10 protein-coding genes are annotated in these 17,596 nt (G+C 38.6%); 7 read left to right on the forward strand and 3 right to left on the reverse strand.

The genetic code is table 11. The annotated features are described in order from the left end of the window. The first annotated feature begins 229 nt into the window (after window positions 1-229). From ACM0OS_RS11890 to ACM0OS_RS11900, 3 genes are all read left to right on the forward strand, one after another. The gene (locus tag ACM0OS_RS11890; RefSeq protein ID WP_414543392.1) at window positions 230-793 is read left to right on the forward strand and encodes a Uma2 family endonuclease; all 564 of its coding nucleotides are present in this window, start codon (window positions 230-232) and stop codon (window positions 791-793) included. A 20-nt stretch (window positions 794-813) separates the two neighbouring features. Beyond that, window positions 814-1,335, forward strand: coding sequence for a CDP-diacylglycerol--glycerol-3-phosphate 3-phosphatidyltransferase (gene pgsA, locus ACM0OS_RS11895; RefSeq protein ID WP_414543393.1), 522 nt, complete (start codon window positions 814-816; stop codon window positions 1,333-1,335). A 114-nt stretch (window positions 1,336-1,449) separates the two neighbouring features. Next, window positions 1,450-5,178 (forward strand): HEAT repeat domain-containing protein, encoded by a 3,729-nt coding sequence (locus ACM0OS_RS11900; protein WP_414543394.1) that lies wholly within the window; start codon window positions 1,450-1,452, stop codon window positions 5,176-5,178. Here ACM0OS_RS11900 and ACM0OS_RS11905 read toward each other — a convergent pair. Continuing rightward, window positions 5,163-5,366, reverse strand: coding sequence for a hypothetical protein (locus ACM0OS_RS11905; RefSeq protein ID WP_414543395.1), 204 nt, complete (start codon window positions 5,364-5,366; stop codon window positions 5,163-5,165). The two genes, ACM0OS_RS11900 and ACM0OS_RS11905, sit on opposite strands and share 16 nt — an antisense overlap. Here ACM0OS_RS11905 and ACM0OS_RS11910 point away from each other — a divergent pair. The 3 genes from ACM0OS_RS11910 (at window position 5,360) to ACM0OS_RS11920 (ending at window position 12,523) form a co-directional block, all read left to right on the forward strand. Next, window positions 5,360-10,780, forward strand: coding sequence for an AAA family ATPase (locus tag ACM0OS_RS11910; protein ID WP_414543396.1), 5,421 nt, complete (start codon window positions 5,360-5,362; stop codon window positions 10,778-10,780). The two genes, ACM0OS_RS11905 and ACM0OS_RS11910, sit on opposite strands and share 7 nt — an antisense overlap. A 580-nt stretch (window positions 10,781-11,360) precedes the next feature. Further along, window positions 11,361-11,984, forward strand: coding sequence for a nuclear transport factor 2 family protein (locus ACM0OS_RS11915; protein WP_414543397.1), 624 nt, complete (start codon window positions 11,361-11,363; stop codon window positions 11,982-11,984). A gap of 167 nt (window positions 11,985-12,151) precedes the next feature. Beyond that, the gene (locus tag ACM0OS_RS11920) at window positions 12,152-12,523 is read left to right on the forward strand and encodes a zinc ribbon domain-containing protein (protein ID WP_414543398.1); all 372 of its coding nucleotides are present in this window, start codon (window positions 12,152-12,154) and stop codon (window positions 12,521-12,523) included. A 37-nt stretch (window positions 12,524-12,560) separates the two neighbouring features. Here the strand turns inward: ACM0OS_RS11920 and nblS are convergent, their stop codons facing one another. Next, window positions 12,561-14,549, reverse strand: a complete 1,989-nt coding sequence (gene nblS / locus ACM0OS_RS11925) for a two-component system sensor histidine kinase NblS (RefSeq protein ID WP_414543399.1) — start codon at window positions 14,547-14,549, stop codon at window positions 12,561-12,563. A 204-nt stretch (window positions 14,550-14,753) separates the two neighbouring features. Then, window positions 14,754-16,031: a phosphoribosylamine--glycine ligase gene (gene purD, locus ACM0OS_RS11930; protein WP_414543400.1), complete on the reverse strand. Its 1,278-nt coding sequence runs from the start codon at window positions 16,029-16,031 to the stop codon at window positions 14,754-14,756. A 554-nt stretch (window positions 16,032-16,585) separates the two neighbouring features. Between purD and ACM0OS_RS11935 the strand changes: the two genes are divergently transcribed. Continuing rightward, entirely contained in the window at window positions 16,586-17,536 is a 951-nt protein-coding gene (locus ACM0OS_RS11935; protein ID WP_414543401.1) for an NAD-dependent epimerase/dehydratase family protein, read from the forward strand. Window positions 17,537-17,596 lie beyond the last annotated feature (60 nt).

Consider the following 17,596-nt stretch of genomic DNA (forward strand, 5'->3'; position numbering starts at 1 on the left):
GTAATTCGTAATTCGTAATTCGTAATTCGTAATTCGTAATTCGTAATTCGTAATTCGTAATTAAGTAACAACTACTAACTCTTGGCGTTCTACAGCCCTTACGGGCATCGCTGCGCGCGGGCGGCTTGGCGGTTGAGTAAATAAAGCTTTTTCTCTCAAGATAGTCAGAAATAGTATAGACTGCGGAGTTAGGCTAGACTTGTAGTTAAATAGCAGCAGAAAAAATATTATGATTAAAACACCTACTCGTCAGATAACTTTAGAGGAATTTTTAGAATTACCAGAAACAAAACCCGCCAGTGAATATATTAATGGTGAAATCATTCAAAAACCTATGCCTCAAGGTAAACATAGTAGATTACAAATTCAATCAGCTAATGCTATTAATAATGTAGTAGAACCAAAAAAAATAGCGTTGGCTTTACCAGAGTTACGCTGCACATTTGGTGGGCGTTCCATTGTGCCTGATGTAGCAGTATTCGCTTGGCAAAGAATCCCTGTAGACGAAAAAGGCAATATTGCCAATGTTTTTAATACATATCCAGATTGGACAATTGAAATTCTTTCGCCTGAACAAAGTATAACCAAAGTTATTAGAAATATCTTACATTGTCTAAATCATGGTACTAGTTTAGGTTGGTTAATTAATCCAGAAGAATATAACGTTTTAATTTATCCACATAACCAACAACCAATATTTTTAGAAGATGAACAAGATATATTACCAGTACCAGAATTAGTTGGTGATTTACAGTTGACATTAGGACAGTTATTTGGTTGGTTGAAGTTATAGAGAACTGCCATACCACACTTATGAATATACCTAACTGGATTACCTTTTCTCGACTTTTAGCAATTCCATTTTTACTTTACGGTTTATATAATCCCTCATCCCAAGCCAGATGGGTATGTTTAACAATATTTTTAGTTGCAGCATTAACTGATTGGTTAGATGGCTACTTAGCGCGGAAACTCAACCAAATTACAGATTTAGGTAAATTTCTCGATCCTTTAGTAGATAAATTACTGGTGCTGGCGCCATTATTGGTGTTAGTGGAATTAGGAAAGATTCCAGGTTGGGGCGTGTTTGTCATTTTAGCGAGGGAACTAGCGATCGCCGGGTGGCGAGTCAATCAAACTACCATTACCGGGGCCAATATTTGGGGTAAACTCAAAACTGTGAGTCAGATAATTGCGATCGCTCTTTTAATCGCACCTTTACCTGAAGTATGGCAACCTCCCTCTATCATTGCTTTTTGGGTTGCTGTTACCCTGACGATTATATCTGGAGTAATTTATATTTTGCCACCAAAAGCTAGTCCAAAAGTCCAATAAATTTGACTTCCAAGGCAGAGGTACTAGTCCCCAAAACTGCAAATATCCTGAAATCTGTAGCCATTCCCCAAACTGATGTATATACTCGAAGTCTGAAACTGGGCAAATATGAGTATGATTATAGATTGGTTAGCTGTTTGGGGTGTAACTCAGGCTGTCGGGTTTATTTTTAAACCGATTTTTGAGGACTTAGCTAAAGACATCGCCAAAGACTGGGCTAAAGATTTAGTAAAAAGTATTCCCAAGCATTTTTTACAGCAACTCAAAAAAGAAGATATTGAAATTGCTGCCGGCAAAGCCTTGAAGGAATTTTTGCAACTGATGCAGCAGGAATTAGAAGATGCGGATTTAGAAGAAGCAGAACTGCAAAAATATACTCAGCCTTTAAAGCAATTTATTCATAATCAAGCACTTACAGAAATTTTAGGTCGTCCCTTTCAACCAGATTGCCAATGTTTAGATTCTCAAGTATTAGCTAAGACTTGGTATGATATGAATCTACCTGTTCTTCCCGATACATTTGAATGGGAAAGGCTGAGTAAACGCTATCTGAAAAAAGTTAAAGCAATTATTCGAGAGTCAGATAAGTTACGCCCTATTCTCGATGCCAAACATCTAGAAGAAGTTCAAGAAAATCTACAACAAATTGCTGGTATTCCTACAGATTTTGATTTACCAGGATATCAAGAAGGGCTACGTGAGCGCTATGGCAATTTAAAATTAGATAGTTTAGATACCACTGGTTATGCCTATAACGAATTGAAGTTATGGCGTATGTTTATTGCCCAGAATGTGCGAGAAGTTCACCAAGTTTTGCCCCATGTCCATGAACTGCCTAAGGAGCATCTGAAGCGACTGCGAGCCAATAACCAATTAGAAGAAGAAATTTCTCTAGATGAGTTAGAAGGTTACAAACAAATTTATTTTGAACAGCCGATACTCTCGGTATTAGATATTATCAATGATAAACAAACTTATAAATATATAGTAATTTTGGGTGATCCTGGTTCTGGTAAGTCAACATTATTACAATTTTTAGCATTAAATTGGGCAGAAACCCCCTTAAATAATATAACTTCTCAGCCTATTCCTTTATTAATTGAGTTACGCACTTATATTCGCAGACGGGATAATAATGAGTGTAGTAATTTTTTAGAATTTTTCCATAAATGTAGTGGCAATGTGCATCATCTGAATCAACTGCAACTTCATGAACAGCTAAAATCTGGAAATGCTTTAGTGATGTTTGATGGGTTAGATGAAGTATTTGAACCAGGAAAACGAGAAGATGTAATTACAGATATTCATCGCTTTACTAATCAATATCCTCATACGCGGGTAATTTTGACTTCTCGCGTGATTGGCTACAAACCACAACGTTTACGTGATGCGGAATTTCGTCACTTTATGTTGCAAGATTTAGATGTAGCCCAAATTCAAGATTTTATTCACCGCTGGCATGAATTAACCTTCCATGATGAAGTAGATAAATTTCGCAAACGAGAGCGATTACAAAGAGCAATTGATACATCAAAAGCCATTGCTGAATTAGCAGGGAATCCCCTATTGTTGACGATGATGGCAATTTTGAATCGTAATCAAGAATTACCTAGAGATAGGGCGACACTTTATGAACAAGCATCACGGGTACTGCTACATCAATGGGATGTGGAACGGGCTTTAGTAGAAGATTCTCGCTTAGATCCCAAAACTATTGATTATAAAGATAAGCAGGCGATGTTGCGGCAAGTTGCTTATCATATGCAAACCAGTAAAAAGGGTTTGGCTGGGAATATTATTAGTGTAGTTTATTTAGAAAAGATTTTAATTCGCTATTTAAAAAATATAGAATTTGAAAATCCCACAAAAGTTGCCAGAGTAATGATTAATCAGTTACGGACACGTAACTTTATGTTGTGTTTTTTAGGTGCAGATTATTATGCCTTTGTCCATCGAACTTTTTTAGAATATTTTTGTGCTTGGGAATTTGTGTGGCAATTTAAAGAAACACAAACTTTATCCATTAAAGAACTGAATAAGGATGTTTTTGGTAAGCATTGGCGGGATGAAACTTGGCATGAAGTGTTGCGCTTAATTACAGGAATGATTGAGCCAAGGTTTGTTTGTGAGATTTTGGATTATTTAATGTCGCAAAATGGCGAATCAGAAAATTTTATTAATTTGTTTTTGGCAGCTAAATGTCTGGCTGAAGTGAGAAATCGGTTGTTAGTGGCCTCAATAGCGAATAAATTACTCAACCAAATCAAAGCTTTAACAAAATATGATTTGGCTTACTATTACCAACCTTATTTAGATGAAGCAGAAACCAAGTTAGTGCAGGAAATTCGCACCCAAGCTATTGCATCTGTGGCTGCAACTTGGAAAGATGATTCTGAGACTATTCCTTGGCTAAAACAACTGGCCACATCTGATAATAATGAGTATGTGCGTCGTGCGGCTGTGCAAGAATTAGCGAGAAATTTTAAAGATAACCGCGATATTTTACCGTGGCTAAAACAATGTGCTACGGCTAATGAAGATTGGACAGTGCGACAAGTGGCTGTGCAAGAATTAGCTAGGGGGTTTAAAGATGATGCTGATATCTGCTTGATCCTTAAACAATTGGCTACTGTTGATGATAATGAGTATGTGCGACAAGCAGCTGTGCAAGAATTAGCCAGGAGTTTCAAAGATGACGCGGAAACTTTGCCTTGGTTAAAACAACACACCACTACCGATACTGCGGGGACGGTGCGACAAGTAGCAGTACAAGAGTTAGCAAGGAATTTTCGAGATCATGCTGATATTTTACCTTGGTTAAAACAATGTGCTACGGCTGATGAAGATTGGACAGTACGACAAGTAGCTGTGCAAGAATTAGCCAGGGGTTTTAAAGATGATTTTGATTCTCTACCTATTCTCAAGCAAAGTGCCACTACTGATGAAAATGAGTATGTGCGACAAGCCGCTGTGCAAGAATTAGCAAGGAATTTTCCCGATGACTCGGAAACCTTGAGTATTCTCCAGCAAAGTGCCAGATTTGATAAATATTCTGATGTGCGACAAGCCGCTGTGCAAGAATTAGCGAGGAATTTTCCAGACGAACCAGATACTCTTCCTTGGTTAAAAAAACTGGCTATTGCTGATGATGATAAATATGTGCGCCGGGCCGCTGTGCAAGAATTAGCCAGGGGTTTCCCACATGACCCGGATATTTTATCTATTCTCCAACAACGGGCGATCGCAGATCAATATTCTGATGTGCGCCGGGCGGCTGTACAGGAATTAGCCAGGGGTTTTAAAGATGATGCTGATACTTTGCCTATTCTCAAACAACGCGCCACATCTGATGATAATGAATATGTACGCCGTGCAGCATTGCAAGAATTAGCCAGAGGTTTTAAAGATAACCCTGAGATTCTCTCCATCCTCAAGAAACACGCCACATCTGATAAATATTCGGATGTGCGACAAGCCGCTGTGCAAGAATTAGCCAGGGGTTTCAAAGATGACCCGGAAACCCTGACGATTCTTAAAAAACGCGCCACTGTGGATAAATCTTCGGTTGTTCGCCAAGCCGCTGTGCAAGAATTAGCCAAGGGTTTCCAAGATGACCCTGGGATATTTGAAGTGTTTTATAATTGCGCTGTGAGTGACTCTTTTGAACGTGAGTATAACTTTCAAGACAATCCCCGTCAAATAGCATTAGCAGCCATTACTGAGCAATATCGGGAATATCCCCAGACTTTAACACTGTTGCGTGATAGAGCGGAAAATGACCCAGATGAGCAAGTGCGGGAATTTGCTCAGAAGAAGTTGGCTGATTTTCAGGGGCTAGAGTGAATGGCTGTCTGGCAAAGTTGCCACCAAATGATTTTTACCACAGAATTTTGGAGTAGGCGATCGCATCCCCCAATCACAATGATCAAAATCTCCCATCCCTGGGGAATAATTAAACTATCATCCCCTTTTCTGTAGTAGAAGAGGGTATTTATAACTTTGATAACTTTATAGACAAAAATAAATGCCAAATCTTACTGCATACCAAATTAATCCACCTCTTCATAAAGGCATTCAGACCGTCATTTATCGCACACAAATACCAAATACGCAACAGCCAGCCATCCTCAAAGTTCTCAAAAATGAATATCCTACCCTAGAAGCTTTTACTCGGATTAAAAATGAATATCAAATTCAGCAAAATTTAGATCATCCTCACATAGTTAAAATCATCAGTATAGAAACATTTGATAATCGGATAGGACTGTTGCTAGAAGATTTTGGTGGTCAGTCGTTAGCACAGTTGTTAGAAATAGAAAGACTAGATTTAATTAGTTATTTAAAAATTGCCATTCAAATCACTAAAGCTTTAGATTACCTGCATAAACAGCAAATTATTCATAAAGATATCAAACCCAGCAATATTATTATTAACTTAGAAACAGGTATTGTTAAGCTCACTGACTTTGGTATTGCTTCCCGCCTCAATAAAGAAAATCCTCAATTTACTAACCCTAATTCTGTTGAAGGGACACTTGCTTATATGTCTCCGGAACAAACCGGGAGAATGAATCGAATCCTTGATTATCGTACTGATTTTTATTCTCTGGGGGTAACTTTATATGAAATGCTCACTGAGAAAATACCATTTTTTAGCCAAGACCCCCTAGAGGTAGTTTATAACCTTATTGCTATTCAACCAGTCAACCCGCAGTCGTTAAATCCAGAAATTCCTAGCAACATTGCAGCTATTATCATGAAATTGATGGCAAAAAATGCCGAAGATAGATATCAAAGTGCTACAGGATTATTAGCAGATTTAGAGCTATGTCTTAACCAATTAGAAAATGATAGTACAATTACTAACTTTGTACCTGGTCTTTTAGATGTTTTAAGTCAGCTATTAATTCCCCAAAAATTATATGGACGTGAACAACAAGTCCAAGAACTTTTAACATCATTTGAAAATGTAGCATCGGGAACTAGCGCTATGATGCTAGTCTCTGGTTATTCAGGTATTGGCAAATCAGCTTTAGTTAATGAAATTAATAAACCCATTACTCGCCAACAAGGTTATTTTATTGCTGGGAAGTTTGATCAATTACAACGAAATATACCTTATGCACCATTGATTCAGGCTTTTAGTTATTTAATGCGCTGTTTATTAACAGAATCAAATGAAAAAATAGCAGCATGGCGTGAAAAAATATTGGCAGCATTAGGTACTAATGGCAAAGTTATTATTGATGTTATTCCTGAAGTTGAATTAATCATCGGTCAACAACCAGAAGTCCCCCTACTAGGCGCCACAGAATCACAAAACCGCTTTCATCGTGTTTTTGAGAAATTTATTCAAGTTTTTACTCAAAAAGAACATCCCCTAGTTATCTTTTTAGATGATTTGCAATGGGCAGATGCGGCGACATTAAATTTAATCCAAATATTAATGACTGATGCCGAAAATAAATATCTGTTATTAATAGGAGCATATCGGGATAATGAAGTTAGTCCTACACATCCTTTAATTCAAACCATAGCAGAAATCAAAAATACTGACACAGTTATTAATAATATTGTCTTGCAGCCTTTGGACTTAGATAATGTAACTCAGTTAGTCGCTGAAACTTTACAAGAAAGCTGTGCTATCGTCGAAAGTAATAAAAATCATCATCTGCAAATTATTGAATTAGCTGAATTAATTTTTCATAAAACAGGTGGCAACCCATTTTTTATCACGCAACTATTACAGGTACTTCATCAAGAAGAACTCTTACAATTTGATTTTAATCATGCCAAATGGAAATGGGATTTAGCAGAAATTCAGGCAATTGGCATTATCGATAAAAATGTAGTTGAACTTGTCGCTAGCCGATTGGAGAAGCTACCACAATTCACTCAAGAGGTTTTAAAATTAGCAGCTTGTGTAGGTGATAGTTTTAGTCTGGATGTTTTAGCAATAATTCATGAACAATCACCTGCTGTGACTGCGAATCATTTATATTCGGCTTTACAAGCAGGTTTAATTCTACCTTTAAGTGAAGCTTATCGCATTCCTCTAGTTTTTAATCAAGAAGAAGCAGTTAATTTAAATTTTGATAGTTCACGGGTAGGTTATAAGTTCTTGCATGACAGAGTGCAACAAGCAGCTTATTCACTAATTCCCGAAGAGCGAAAACAATCTACTCATTTAAAAATAGGTCAATTACTGCTGCAAAATACACCCCAATCAGAAATAGAAACTAATATTTTTGATATTGTCAATCAGTTAAATGTTGGGATTATTTTTCTAGTTGAACAATCTGCTAAAACTGAATTAGCTAGACTAAATTTAATTGCTGGACGTAAAGCAAAAGCCTCTACAGCTTATGCCGCGGCGCTAAAGTATTTGGAAACGGGGATAAATCTTTTAAATATAGATGCTTGGCAAACTGAATATAACTTAACTATTGGATTATATGAAGCCGCCGCCGAGGTAGCTTATCTTAGCGGAAATTTTCAGCAGATGCAGCAATGGGCTGGGGTGGTGCTGCAAGAGGCAAAAAATTTATTAGATAAAGTGAAAGTTTATGAAGTAAAAATTATCGCTTCTATAGTCCAAAGTCAACAACTAGAAGCTATTCAAACTGCATTATCCATTCTCCGATTGTTAGGAATAAATTTTCCCGATGAACCCACACCTGTTGATATTCAAAAGGGAATGGATGATATTGCTAGTCACCTACAAGATAAAACAATTGCAGAGTTAATTAATCTACCATTAATGACTGACCCTAACAAGATAGCAGCTATGAAAATCTTAATGGGTGTTTTACCTGCGGCTTTTCAAACTGCGCCGGCAATGATGCCAATTATTGCTTGTGAAATGGTCAATTTATCTTTAAATTATGGCAATACAGCTGTATCTGCATATGGTTACAGTCTTTATGGATTAATTCTTTGTGGAGTACAAGGAAAAATAGATGCTGGTTACGAATTTGGCAAATTAGCATCTAGTTTAGTTTCCCAATTTAATGCGACAGAACTAAAGGCAAAAATTCTCACAGTTGTCAGCGCCCATGTTCTACATTGGCAAGAACATATTAAGGAAACATTCTTAACTTCTAAAACTGGCTTTGCTAGCGGTTTGGAAACTGGAGATTTAGAATACGCCGGCTATTGTGGATATATCTATCCTTGTCATTCCTTTTGGTATGGCAAAGAACTTTGTGGGTTAGAAAAAGAATTGATAGATTATTGTGAATCGCTTAAAAAAATTAAGCAACAAGTCGCCTTAACTTGGAATCAAATATATTTACAAACAGTTGTTAATTTAAAAACAAATACAGAAAATATTTGGTGTTTAATGGGAGAGGCGTACAATGAGCAAACTATGCTGCCTATGCATCAAAAATTTAATGACCTTTACACGATTAATCACTTATTTGTAAATAAGCTGATGCTTGCTTATTTATTTAAAGAATATGTTTTGGCTTTAGAATATTCCGCAATTGCAGAACAATCTTTAGGTGGAGTTACAGGATTATTTGTTGTACCTGTGTTTCATTTTTATGATTCTTTAGTGCAATTGGCTATCTATCCTCATGCTAAAGCATCTGAGCAATCATCTATTTTAGAAAAAGTACAAACTAATCAGCAAAAAATGCAACTCTGGGCTACTCATGCCCCGATGAACCACTTACATAAATTTTATTTAGTAGAGGCAGAAAGATATCGGGTTTTGGATCAAAAACTGGAAGCGATGGAATATTATGATACTGCCATTGCTAAGGCTAAAGAAAATGGTTATCTTCAAGAAGAAGCCTTAGCTTATGAGTTAGGCGGAGAGTTTTATCAGTCTTTAAATAAAGAATTAATTTCTCAAACTTACATTACTAAAGCTTATTATACCTATATTCGATGGGGTGCGATCGCTAAAGTTAAACAATTAGAATTAAAGCATCCTTTTCTATTAGAACAAACAAGTACTATAGAAACTCCTAATTTTACCCTAGATGTCACTCATATTGCTTCTAGAACTACTACTAATAGTAGTTTAAGTGACGCTTTAGACTTTAATACATTTATTAAATTTTCCCAGGCAATTACTAATGAAATAATTTGGGAAAACTTATTGAGCAAGTTAATTAAAATATTACTAGAAAATGCTGCGGCTCAAAAAGCTGTGTTACTGCTAGTAAAAGATAATCAACTATATATTGAAGCCTCTGGAACTACGGCGGAGGAAGTGACGATTTTGCAATCCTTACCTGCCGAAACATATCAAGATTTACCTGTCTCTATAATTAACTATGTCTGGAGAACTCAGGAAAATCTGATATTAAATGATGCTACTGTGCATGAAATATTTAATGTTGATTTTTATATTCAAAAATTCAAATCAAAATCTATCTTTTGTTTACCAATTATTTATCAATCACAGCTTACAGGTATTATTTATTTAGAAAACCAGTTAACAGCAGGAGCCTTTATTTTTGAGAGAATTGAAGTATTAAAAGTCTTAGTTTCTCAAATTGCCATTGCTTTAGAAAACGCCCGTTTGTATGCCAGAGAACAAGAAAAATCGAAAGAATTAGCACAGTCTCTGAATGAATTACAAGAAGCACAACTACAACTCATCCAAAGTGAAAAAATGTCCTCGCTGGGAAATTTAGTTGCAGGAGTTGCACACGAAATTAACAACCCCGTTGGTTTTATTTCCGGTAGTATTAGTCAAGCCAAAGATGCTGTAAATGATTTAATAGATTATCTGCAACTATACCAAGAAAAATTTCCTCATGCTGATGTCGAACTTGAAGAAAAAGCTGAAGAAATAGATATAGATTTCTTGCTAGAAGATTTGCCCAAAATGATTGATGGTATGAAACTAGGGACACAACGTATCCGCAATATCAGTACTTCCTTGCGTACCTTCTCTCGCGCTGATACGACATCTAAAGTATCAGCTAATATTCATGAAGGTATCGATAGCACATTATTAATTTTACAACATCGCTTAAAAGCTAATCATATGCGTCCGGCTATTCAAATTATTAAAGAGTATGGCAATATTCCCTCAGTCAAATGTTACTTGGGACAATTAAACCAGGTATTTATGAATATTTTAGCAAATGCCATTGATGCCTTAGAAGAAGTAACTAACGGTCATACCTTTGCCGAAAATCAAGCTAATACTCCTAATATAATTACTATTCAGACCAAAATATCTGAAAATAATCAAAATGTAGTCATTAAAATTCAAGATAATGGTAAAGGCATGACAGAAGAAGTGCAAAACTGCATTTTTGATAAGTTATTTACCACAAAAGATGTAGGCAAAGGAACAGGTTTGGGTTTATCCATAAGTCAACAAATTATTGTAGACAATCACAACGGAACTTTGATTTGTGATTCAGCATGGGGAAAAGGAACCGCGTTTATTATTTCTATTCCTATTGATGGAGAATAATTTTTTGACTGTTATTCTGACGTACTAAACTTTGACGTAAGGAAACCCAACACCAATATCCCTGTTGAGTTTCTGAGATCAATGTTGGGTGGCGCTGCGCTTAACCTAACCTACATTTAATCCCACATCTTAGCCTTGCCAAGCCAGTAGAGTATGTTATGAAGTTTTTTGTTTGTAGTAAGCGATTTATCGCTCTCTTGCCAGATTTTAAAGGGCTAGAGCCACTTACTATGAACTTGTATTTTATTGTGTATTATCTTTGTAAAATTAAAATATTTTTTATGAAAATGTGGTAAATATTTGGATAATTTTTCTATACTTTATCTCAGTATTATTTAAAGGAGAATAAATATTTACTTCACTATTGGTGTGCTACAAAAATATTAAACTTAGTTGCAATTAACAGTTACCAAGTTGTTATGTAGTTGCTATAAAGAATTAGCTGAACAAAAATGGCATCAGCCAAATTGCTCACTAGGATATTTATGGCATTGCTAATAAATGAATATTTTAGCTCATGACATGGGCTAAATATTTCGTGGTACAAACTACAAAAACAGTGAAATCAGGAATTACTTTTATGGACAATACAAGAAAAAATAAGCAACCAATTACTAAATACATTTCGCTTCCCTTACGTCATGTAACGTTAATTGCCCTAACCATTACTGTTGCTGCATTGACAGTAGGTAAATTTGAGCCAGCTAATGCTAATCAACCTAATGCAGAACTAGCAATTCAAAAATTAACAAACTGTTATGCACTGGGAACTGACGCTATTGGTAGCGGTAATGTTTTAGAAGGCAAAAATATTTATCGGGATTGTTTTACTCAAGATGCAGTTATCACAGCCGTTTTTCCTGATGGTGCTAGTGAAACACGCATGGGAACAGATGCTTGGGCAGATTTTGTCTATGGCGTATTCCAAGGAAATGGATATCAAGCTACCCAACATTTAATTGGGACGATAAACATTTCTGTGCAAGGTAATCAAGCAACAATGTCTTCTTACCTCCATGCAACTCACAAACGTTCGGAAACCAGCATTGACGTTGCTAATGGTACTTATGAAGATGAACTTGTCAAAGTCAATGGACAGTGGAAAATTCAACGTCGTACTCTCAAACTTAATAATTTCTTAAATCTCAGTTCTCCGCCCCCCACGTTGACACAACCACGCATACCTCGTCGCTCAAGACGATAATAGCTCAATCAAAAGTTAGAGAACCTTGGTTTCTTGAAGAAACTAGGGTTCTAATTTTATTTGTGCAAAAAGCCCACCAGAGGCGATGGCGTAAACGCCCACCGGAGGCGATCGCAATGCGGCATAAATAGCTAGAATCGAGATGTTTACTTATTTGTGCTGAGGTTGTGGCTACTATATCTTGTCCCCATTGCCATCAACTCGTTGATAGTCAAGCAATTACTTGTCCATATTGTCGTACTACGCTGAAAGCTTACGGACATCCAGGAATTCCTTTGCACCGCGCCACGGGGGACGAGTATCTATGCGATAGCTGTACCTACCACGCCGATAATACCTGCAATTTTCCCCAACGTCCTCATGCCAAAGACTGCACTCTGTATGAAAATCTGGAAGAGAGCAAGTTAAGATTACAGCAGCAGCGTAACGCCAGCAGCTTTGGTACAACTTTGCAGAACTGGGTTAAACGTAATCAGTCTTTGTTGCTGCTACTGGGTTTATTCTTTGTCTGCTTGCTGGTAGCCATGTCAACTGCTTGACATTTTGACCTTGTTACTCGCCTCTGGTTAAGCATGGCTATTGAGATGCGCCTCCTGAGACTGTGGGGATGGTCTGTGTTTCAGTTGTAGGCTCTGATACTGGCTTTGACGCTTCTTCAAATACAGTTAAATCAAACCAAAAAGTAGTACCCACCCCGACTTCGCTCACCAGATGCATTGTACTACGATGCCTTTCCATGATGTTTCTCACAATTGATAAACCTAAACCAGTCCCTTCTAGGGTGTGAACTCGGTTTTCTACACGGAAAAAGCGGTCAAAAATCGCCTGTTGGTCTTCTAGGGCGATGCCAATACCAGTATCGGATATTTCTACCCGCACCTGAGCAGAATGATTATGTGAGTTGGACTGGGGATCTAATTGGTAGGTGCGAATAGCCACTTTACCACCCGCCTGAGTGAATTTCAGGGAATTACCCACCAAATTAGCTAATACTTGCAGCAATAAATCATAATTACCCACAACTAAGGGTAAATTGGAGGCGACTTCCTGAATTAGTTCAATGCCTTTATCTCTAGCATTGAGTTGGTAAGTTCGCAAAGTTTGCTCAATTGCTTGCGCTAAATCTACACCATTGAAGTTGTAGCTGCGCCCAGATTCGAGTTTGGATAAATCCAACACATCGTTAACTAGACGAGTTAATCTATCGGTTTCGTGATTAACGGTTTGCAGAAAATCTTGCCGTTGTTCTACACTCAAGTCTTCGCCATATTCATGCAAGGTTTCAATAAAAGACTTGATGTTAAATAGAGGTGTTCGCAGTTCGTGAGAAACGTTACTGATAAATTGGCTTTTTGCCTCATTTAGTTCTACTTCACGGGTAATATCTTGCACTGTGATGGCAATACCTTTGATGCTTTCCCGTTGTAAATTTAGTACCGTAGTCAACAGAATCCGGATTGTGCGTTTGATGGGTTCGCTCAGATGAATGCGGAACTCAGCACTTTCACATTCACCTGCGGCCATTTCATACAAAGGCCTAGTGATTTCCATCTGCACCGCCGGAGGCAAATTATGTAAAACATTGCTACCTTCAACTTGTACCCCTTCCCAACCAAAAATGCGCCGCGCTGTGGGGTTCACTAAAATCACCTGCATACTGTTATCAATCAGCACAGCACCATCGGCAATAGTTGATACTAGGGTTTCGAGTTTAGCCTTTTCTGCTGTTAATTCTTCTATATTTTGTTCTTCATAGCGCTCTAGTCGCTCCGCCATTTCATTAAAACTAAGAATAACCTCTCCCAGTTCGCCACCTAGTGGTAAGTCGATGCGTTGCTTAAAATTCCCGGCGGCGATTTGTTTTACCCCCACTAACAGTTCTTTAATGGGCTTAGTAATGGTCAAAGCGTTAATTACTCCTGCCAAAATCACCATGACCCAAATCGTGATAAAAACGGCAATGGTGACATCGCGGGTGAAATTGGTGGAAATAACTGCGGTTTGATTAGGATTGATGCCGATAGCTAAGACACCCTGGGATTTTTCATCAACAATCAGGGGAATAAATACATCAGTAACTACCCCATCTGGGGACATGTGTTGCCGCACCATCGGCTTTTCTAAATCACTGGTGTAATCTTCTGGTAGTTGGATTCGCCGTTCAATGGTGAGGGAATTTTCAACCTCTGGCTCCCAAAAAGGAATGCCAAAGAAGATTTTCCCGGTTTCATCGGCATAGAGCATATAACGCACACTAGAGGTGCTGCTATAGAAGCGTTGAGAAAATTGAGCAACCTCAGTGAGATTGTGATCAGCAATGAGTGGGGCAACGTTGGCAGCTAGGAGTAGTCCCAAGTCACGACCAAAACGGGTATCATTCATCCGGGCATCTTGCTGAATTGTATTCACAGCCCAGAAAGTTAGACCACTCATCACCAAAGACACCACCAAGGTGGCCACAGCCAACAGTTTAGTCTGAAGGGTGAAGTCAGACCACCAATTGGCGAGTGTCTTCGACACGCCATTGGCGAACGCTTCTCGAATTGTTTTTAAAGGAGCCAGCATCTTAAACAAAGTTGTTAGTAGTTTTAGTTATTCAACCCCAACAACTAAAAAATTAACAGTTAATTTGACAAACATGTTAATCGAGATGAGGAAGTAGGAAGTAGGAAGTAGGAAGTAGGAAGTAGGGAGTAGGGAGTAGGTGCAGTGGGAAAAACTTCTCAGTTTCCAGTGTCTAGTCCCCAGTCACCAATCCCCGATATCACTTTAACTCAGCACTCGATGACCGATATCTTTGCGGTAATACATACCATCAAATTGAATGGATTTGATTCCAGTGTATGCTTGGGCGATCGCCTGCTGAAAATTGTCACCGATGCCTGTTACATTTAACACTCTTCCCCCATCTGTGACTATTTGTTGTTGTGAGTTTAATTTTGTACCTGCATGAAATACGGTGACTTGTGCTGTTTCTGCTGCTTGAATACCAGTAATGACTTTGCCTTTTTCATATGTCCCAGGATAACCACCTGAAGCAGCGACAACAGTAGCCGCAGCTCCTTGTTTCCAAGCAATAGGTGGCATTTCTCCTAAACGCTGCTGTACACAGGCTAACATCAATTCTTCTAGGGGTGTGGCTAACAGTGGTAAAATCACCTGAGTTTCAGGATCACCGAAGCGGCAGTTAAATTCTAAAACTTTCACATCGCCATCGGGTGCAATCATTAATCCTGCGTAAAGTACGCCTCGATAATCAATGCCTCTGGATTTTAAGCCTGCGATCGCTCTTTCTAAAACTTCTGTTTGTACCCGCGCCATTAATTCTGGTGTGGCAATAGGTGTTGGGGCATAAGCTCCCATGCCACCAGTATTTTCGCCTATATCGCCTTCCCCAATCCGCTTATGGTCTTGAGCCGGTAACAAAGGACGAATTGTTAATCCATCGGTCAAGGCTAAAACTGATACCTCTTGCCCAATTAAACATTCCTCAACAACAACAAAATTACCCGCACTACCGAACTGTCCTTGAAAAATTGACTCAATGGCACTATTCGCCTGTTCCACAGTCTCGGCAACTATGACACCCTTACCCGCAGCCAAGCCATCAGCTTTCACCACAATGGGCGCGCCCTGTGCTTTTACATATGATTTAGCTGCTGCTGCTTCCGTAAATACCGCAGCCTTGGCTGTAGGAATCCCCGCTTCCTGCATCAAAGCTTTTGCCCAAGCCTTACTCGCCTCAATTTGCGCTCCTGCTCTGACAGGCCCAAATACCATTAATCCTTGACTTTGCAGGTAGTCGGTAATTCCCATTGCCAGGGGTACTTCTGGCCCTACTACCACCAGGGAAATGTTATTTTCTAAAGCGTATTGGCTCATGCCCTCAAAGTCATCTACAGCCAAAGGCAAATTCTGGCAACGTTCCATACTTGCCGTACCCCCGTTTCCTGGCACACAGACAACTTGCTCAATTTGCGGAGATTGCAGCAGTTTCCATGCCAGTGCGTGTTCACGCCCCCCGTTACCTATAACTAAAACTTTCACTGATTTCCTCGTGAGTCCCTTGTGAAACGAGAATACCCTAGTGGTTCTCGCGGATCAATTTTTCACTAATTCTTCCGCTGATGCAAGCTTTCTGAAAAGTGCATGGTGGGACATAGCCGATGTTGAGTACAATTTATGCTATTTTTTCCGGATTTATACTTAAATAGCTAACAGAGTAGGACTTACGCAACTGGCATATTATTTTAAGTTTGTAGTGAGGACTTTAGTCCTCTCTGCGAGACGCTCCGCGGTCAGCGCAGCTATGCCCCCAGGGCTTGACAAGATAAGGGCTAAAGCCCTTACTACAAGCAAAAATTTTTTATTTTTTGTGACACTCGCGTAAGTCCTGTAGATTTCAGAAGTAGTTTTTATAATTTAATACCAATATTTCTACGGTTATTTTCCGAAAAATGATTCAGACTTTAGGTATTTGTCATTAATCTTAGCAAGTTAAAATAATTGATTTAAAAAGACTGGGTAACTAATGACGTTTAATCGGTGTAAGTATTAACCTGTGAATATAGAGTCAAAAAAATATCAATAAAATAGGAAACATGGCTAAAACTATTGTTACTGGAGCCGCAGGATTTATTGGTTCTCACCTTGTGGAAACACTGCTAAAACAAGGAAAAGAAGTAATTGGCATTGATGAATTTAACGATTATTACGATCCGATGTTAAAGCACAAGAGTATTGCACATTTACACGGATCGCCTAACTTTACTTTAATTGAAGGAAATATTCAGTTTTTAGACTGGCAGGCACTTCTCCAAGATGTTGAGGTTATTTATCATCAAGCGGCACAAGCTGGGGTAAGAGCAAGTTGGGGTGAAGGCTTCCGCAATTATACTGAACGCAATATTAGTGCCACGCAAGTTTTATTAGAAGCGGCAAAGGATGCTCAACATCTGAAAAGATTAGTATTTGCCTCTACATCTAGTGTATATGGCGATGCTGAAACCCTACCGACTCATGAACAGATACCACCGCAACCAGTGTCCCCCTACGGCATTACCAAGCTAGCCGCTGAAAGGCTGTGTGGACTTTATCACAAAAACTTTGGTGTGCCGATTGTGGCATTACGCTATTTCACGGTTTACGGGCCAAGACAGCGCCCAGATATGGCTTTTCATAAATTTTTCAAATCTATTTTGCAGGATGAAGCAATTCCCATTTATGGCGATGGACAGCAAACGCGGGATTTTACATTTGTCAGTGATGTCATAGCGGCCAATTTAGCCGCCGCCACTGTACCCGAAGCCGTAGGCGAAATCTTCAATATTGGTGGTGGTAGCCGGGTAGTTTTGGCAGAAGTTCTAGACACAATGGCAGAAGTAGTAGGCAAACCCATCAAGAAAAATTACATTGAAAAAGCTATGGGAGATGCACGCCACACTGCGGCTGATGTATCTAAAGCCCGGCGAATTTTAGCATATCAACCGCAAGTCTCCTTAAGGGAGGGTTTGATACAGGAATGGCAATGGGTGAAGGCTTTGTATTGTTAGGGATTGGATATTGGGGACTGGGGAGATGAGAGCGATAATACAAACAAATCTATATTATTC

This window comes from Nostoc sp. CCY0012, assembly GCF_963920855.1.
Classification (GTDB): Bacteria; Cyanobacteriota; Cyanobacteriia; order Cyanobacteriales; family Nostocaceae; genus Cyanocohniella.

Coding starts and splice junctions, on each gene's coding strand:
- pgsA (WP_414543393.1), top strand. CDS start 814: ATGAATATACCTAACTGGATTACCTTTTCTCGACTTTTAGCAATTCCA.
- ACM0OS_RS11915 (WP_414543397.1), top strand. CDS start 11,361: ATGGACAATACAAGAAAAAATAAGCAACCAATTACTAAATACATTTCG.
- ACM0OS_RS11900 (WP_414543394.1), top strand. CDS start 1,450: ATGATTATAGATTGGTTAGCTGTTTGGGGTGTAACTCAGGCTGTCGGG.
- ACM0OS_RS11910 (WP_414543396.1), top strand. CDS start 5,360: ATGCCAAATCTTACTGCATACCAAATTAATCCACCTCTTCATAAAGGC.
- nblS (WP_414543399.1), bottom strand. CDS start 14,549: ATGCTGGCTCCTTTAAAAACAATTCGAGAAGCGTTCGCCAATGGCGTG.
- ACM0OS_RS11935 (WP_414543401.1), top strand. CDS start 16,586: ATGGCTAAAACTATTGTTACTGGAGCCGCAGGATTTATTGGTTCTCAC.
- ACM0OS_RS11890 (WP_414543392.1), top strand. CDS start 230: ATGATTAAAACACCTACTCGTCAGATAACTTTAGAGGAATTTTTAGAA.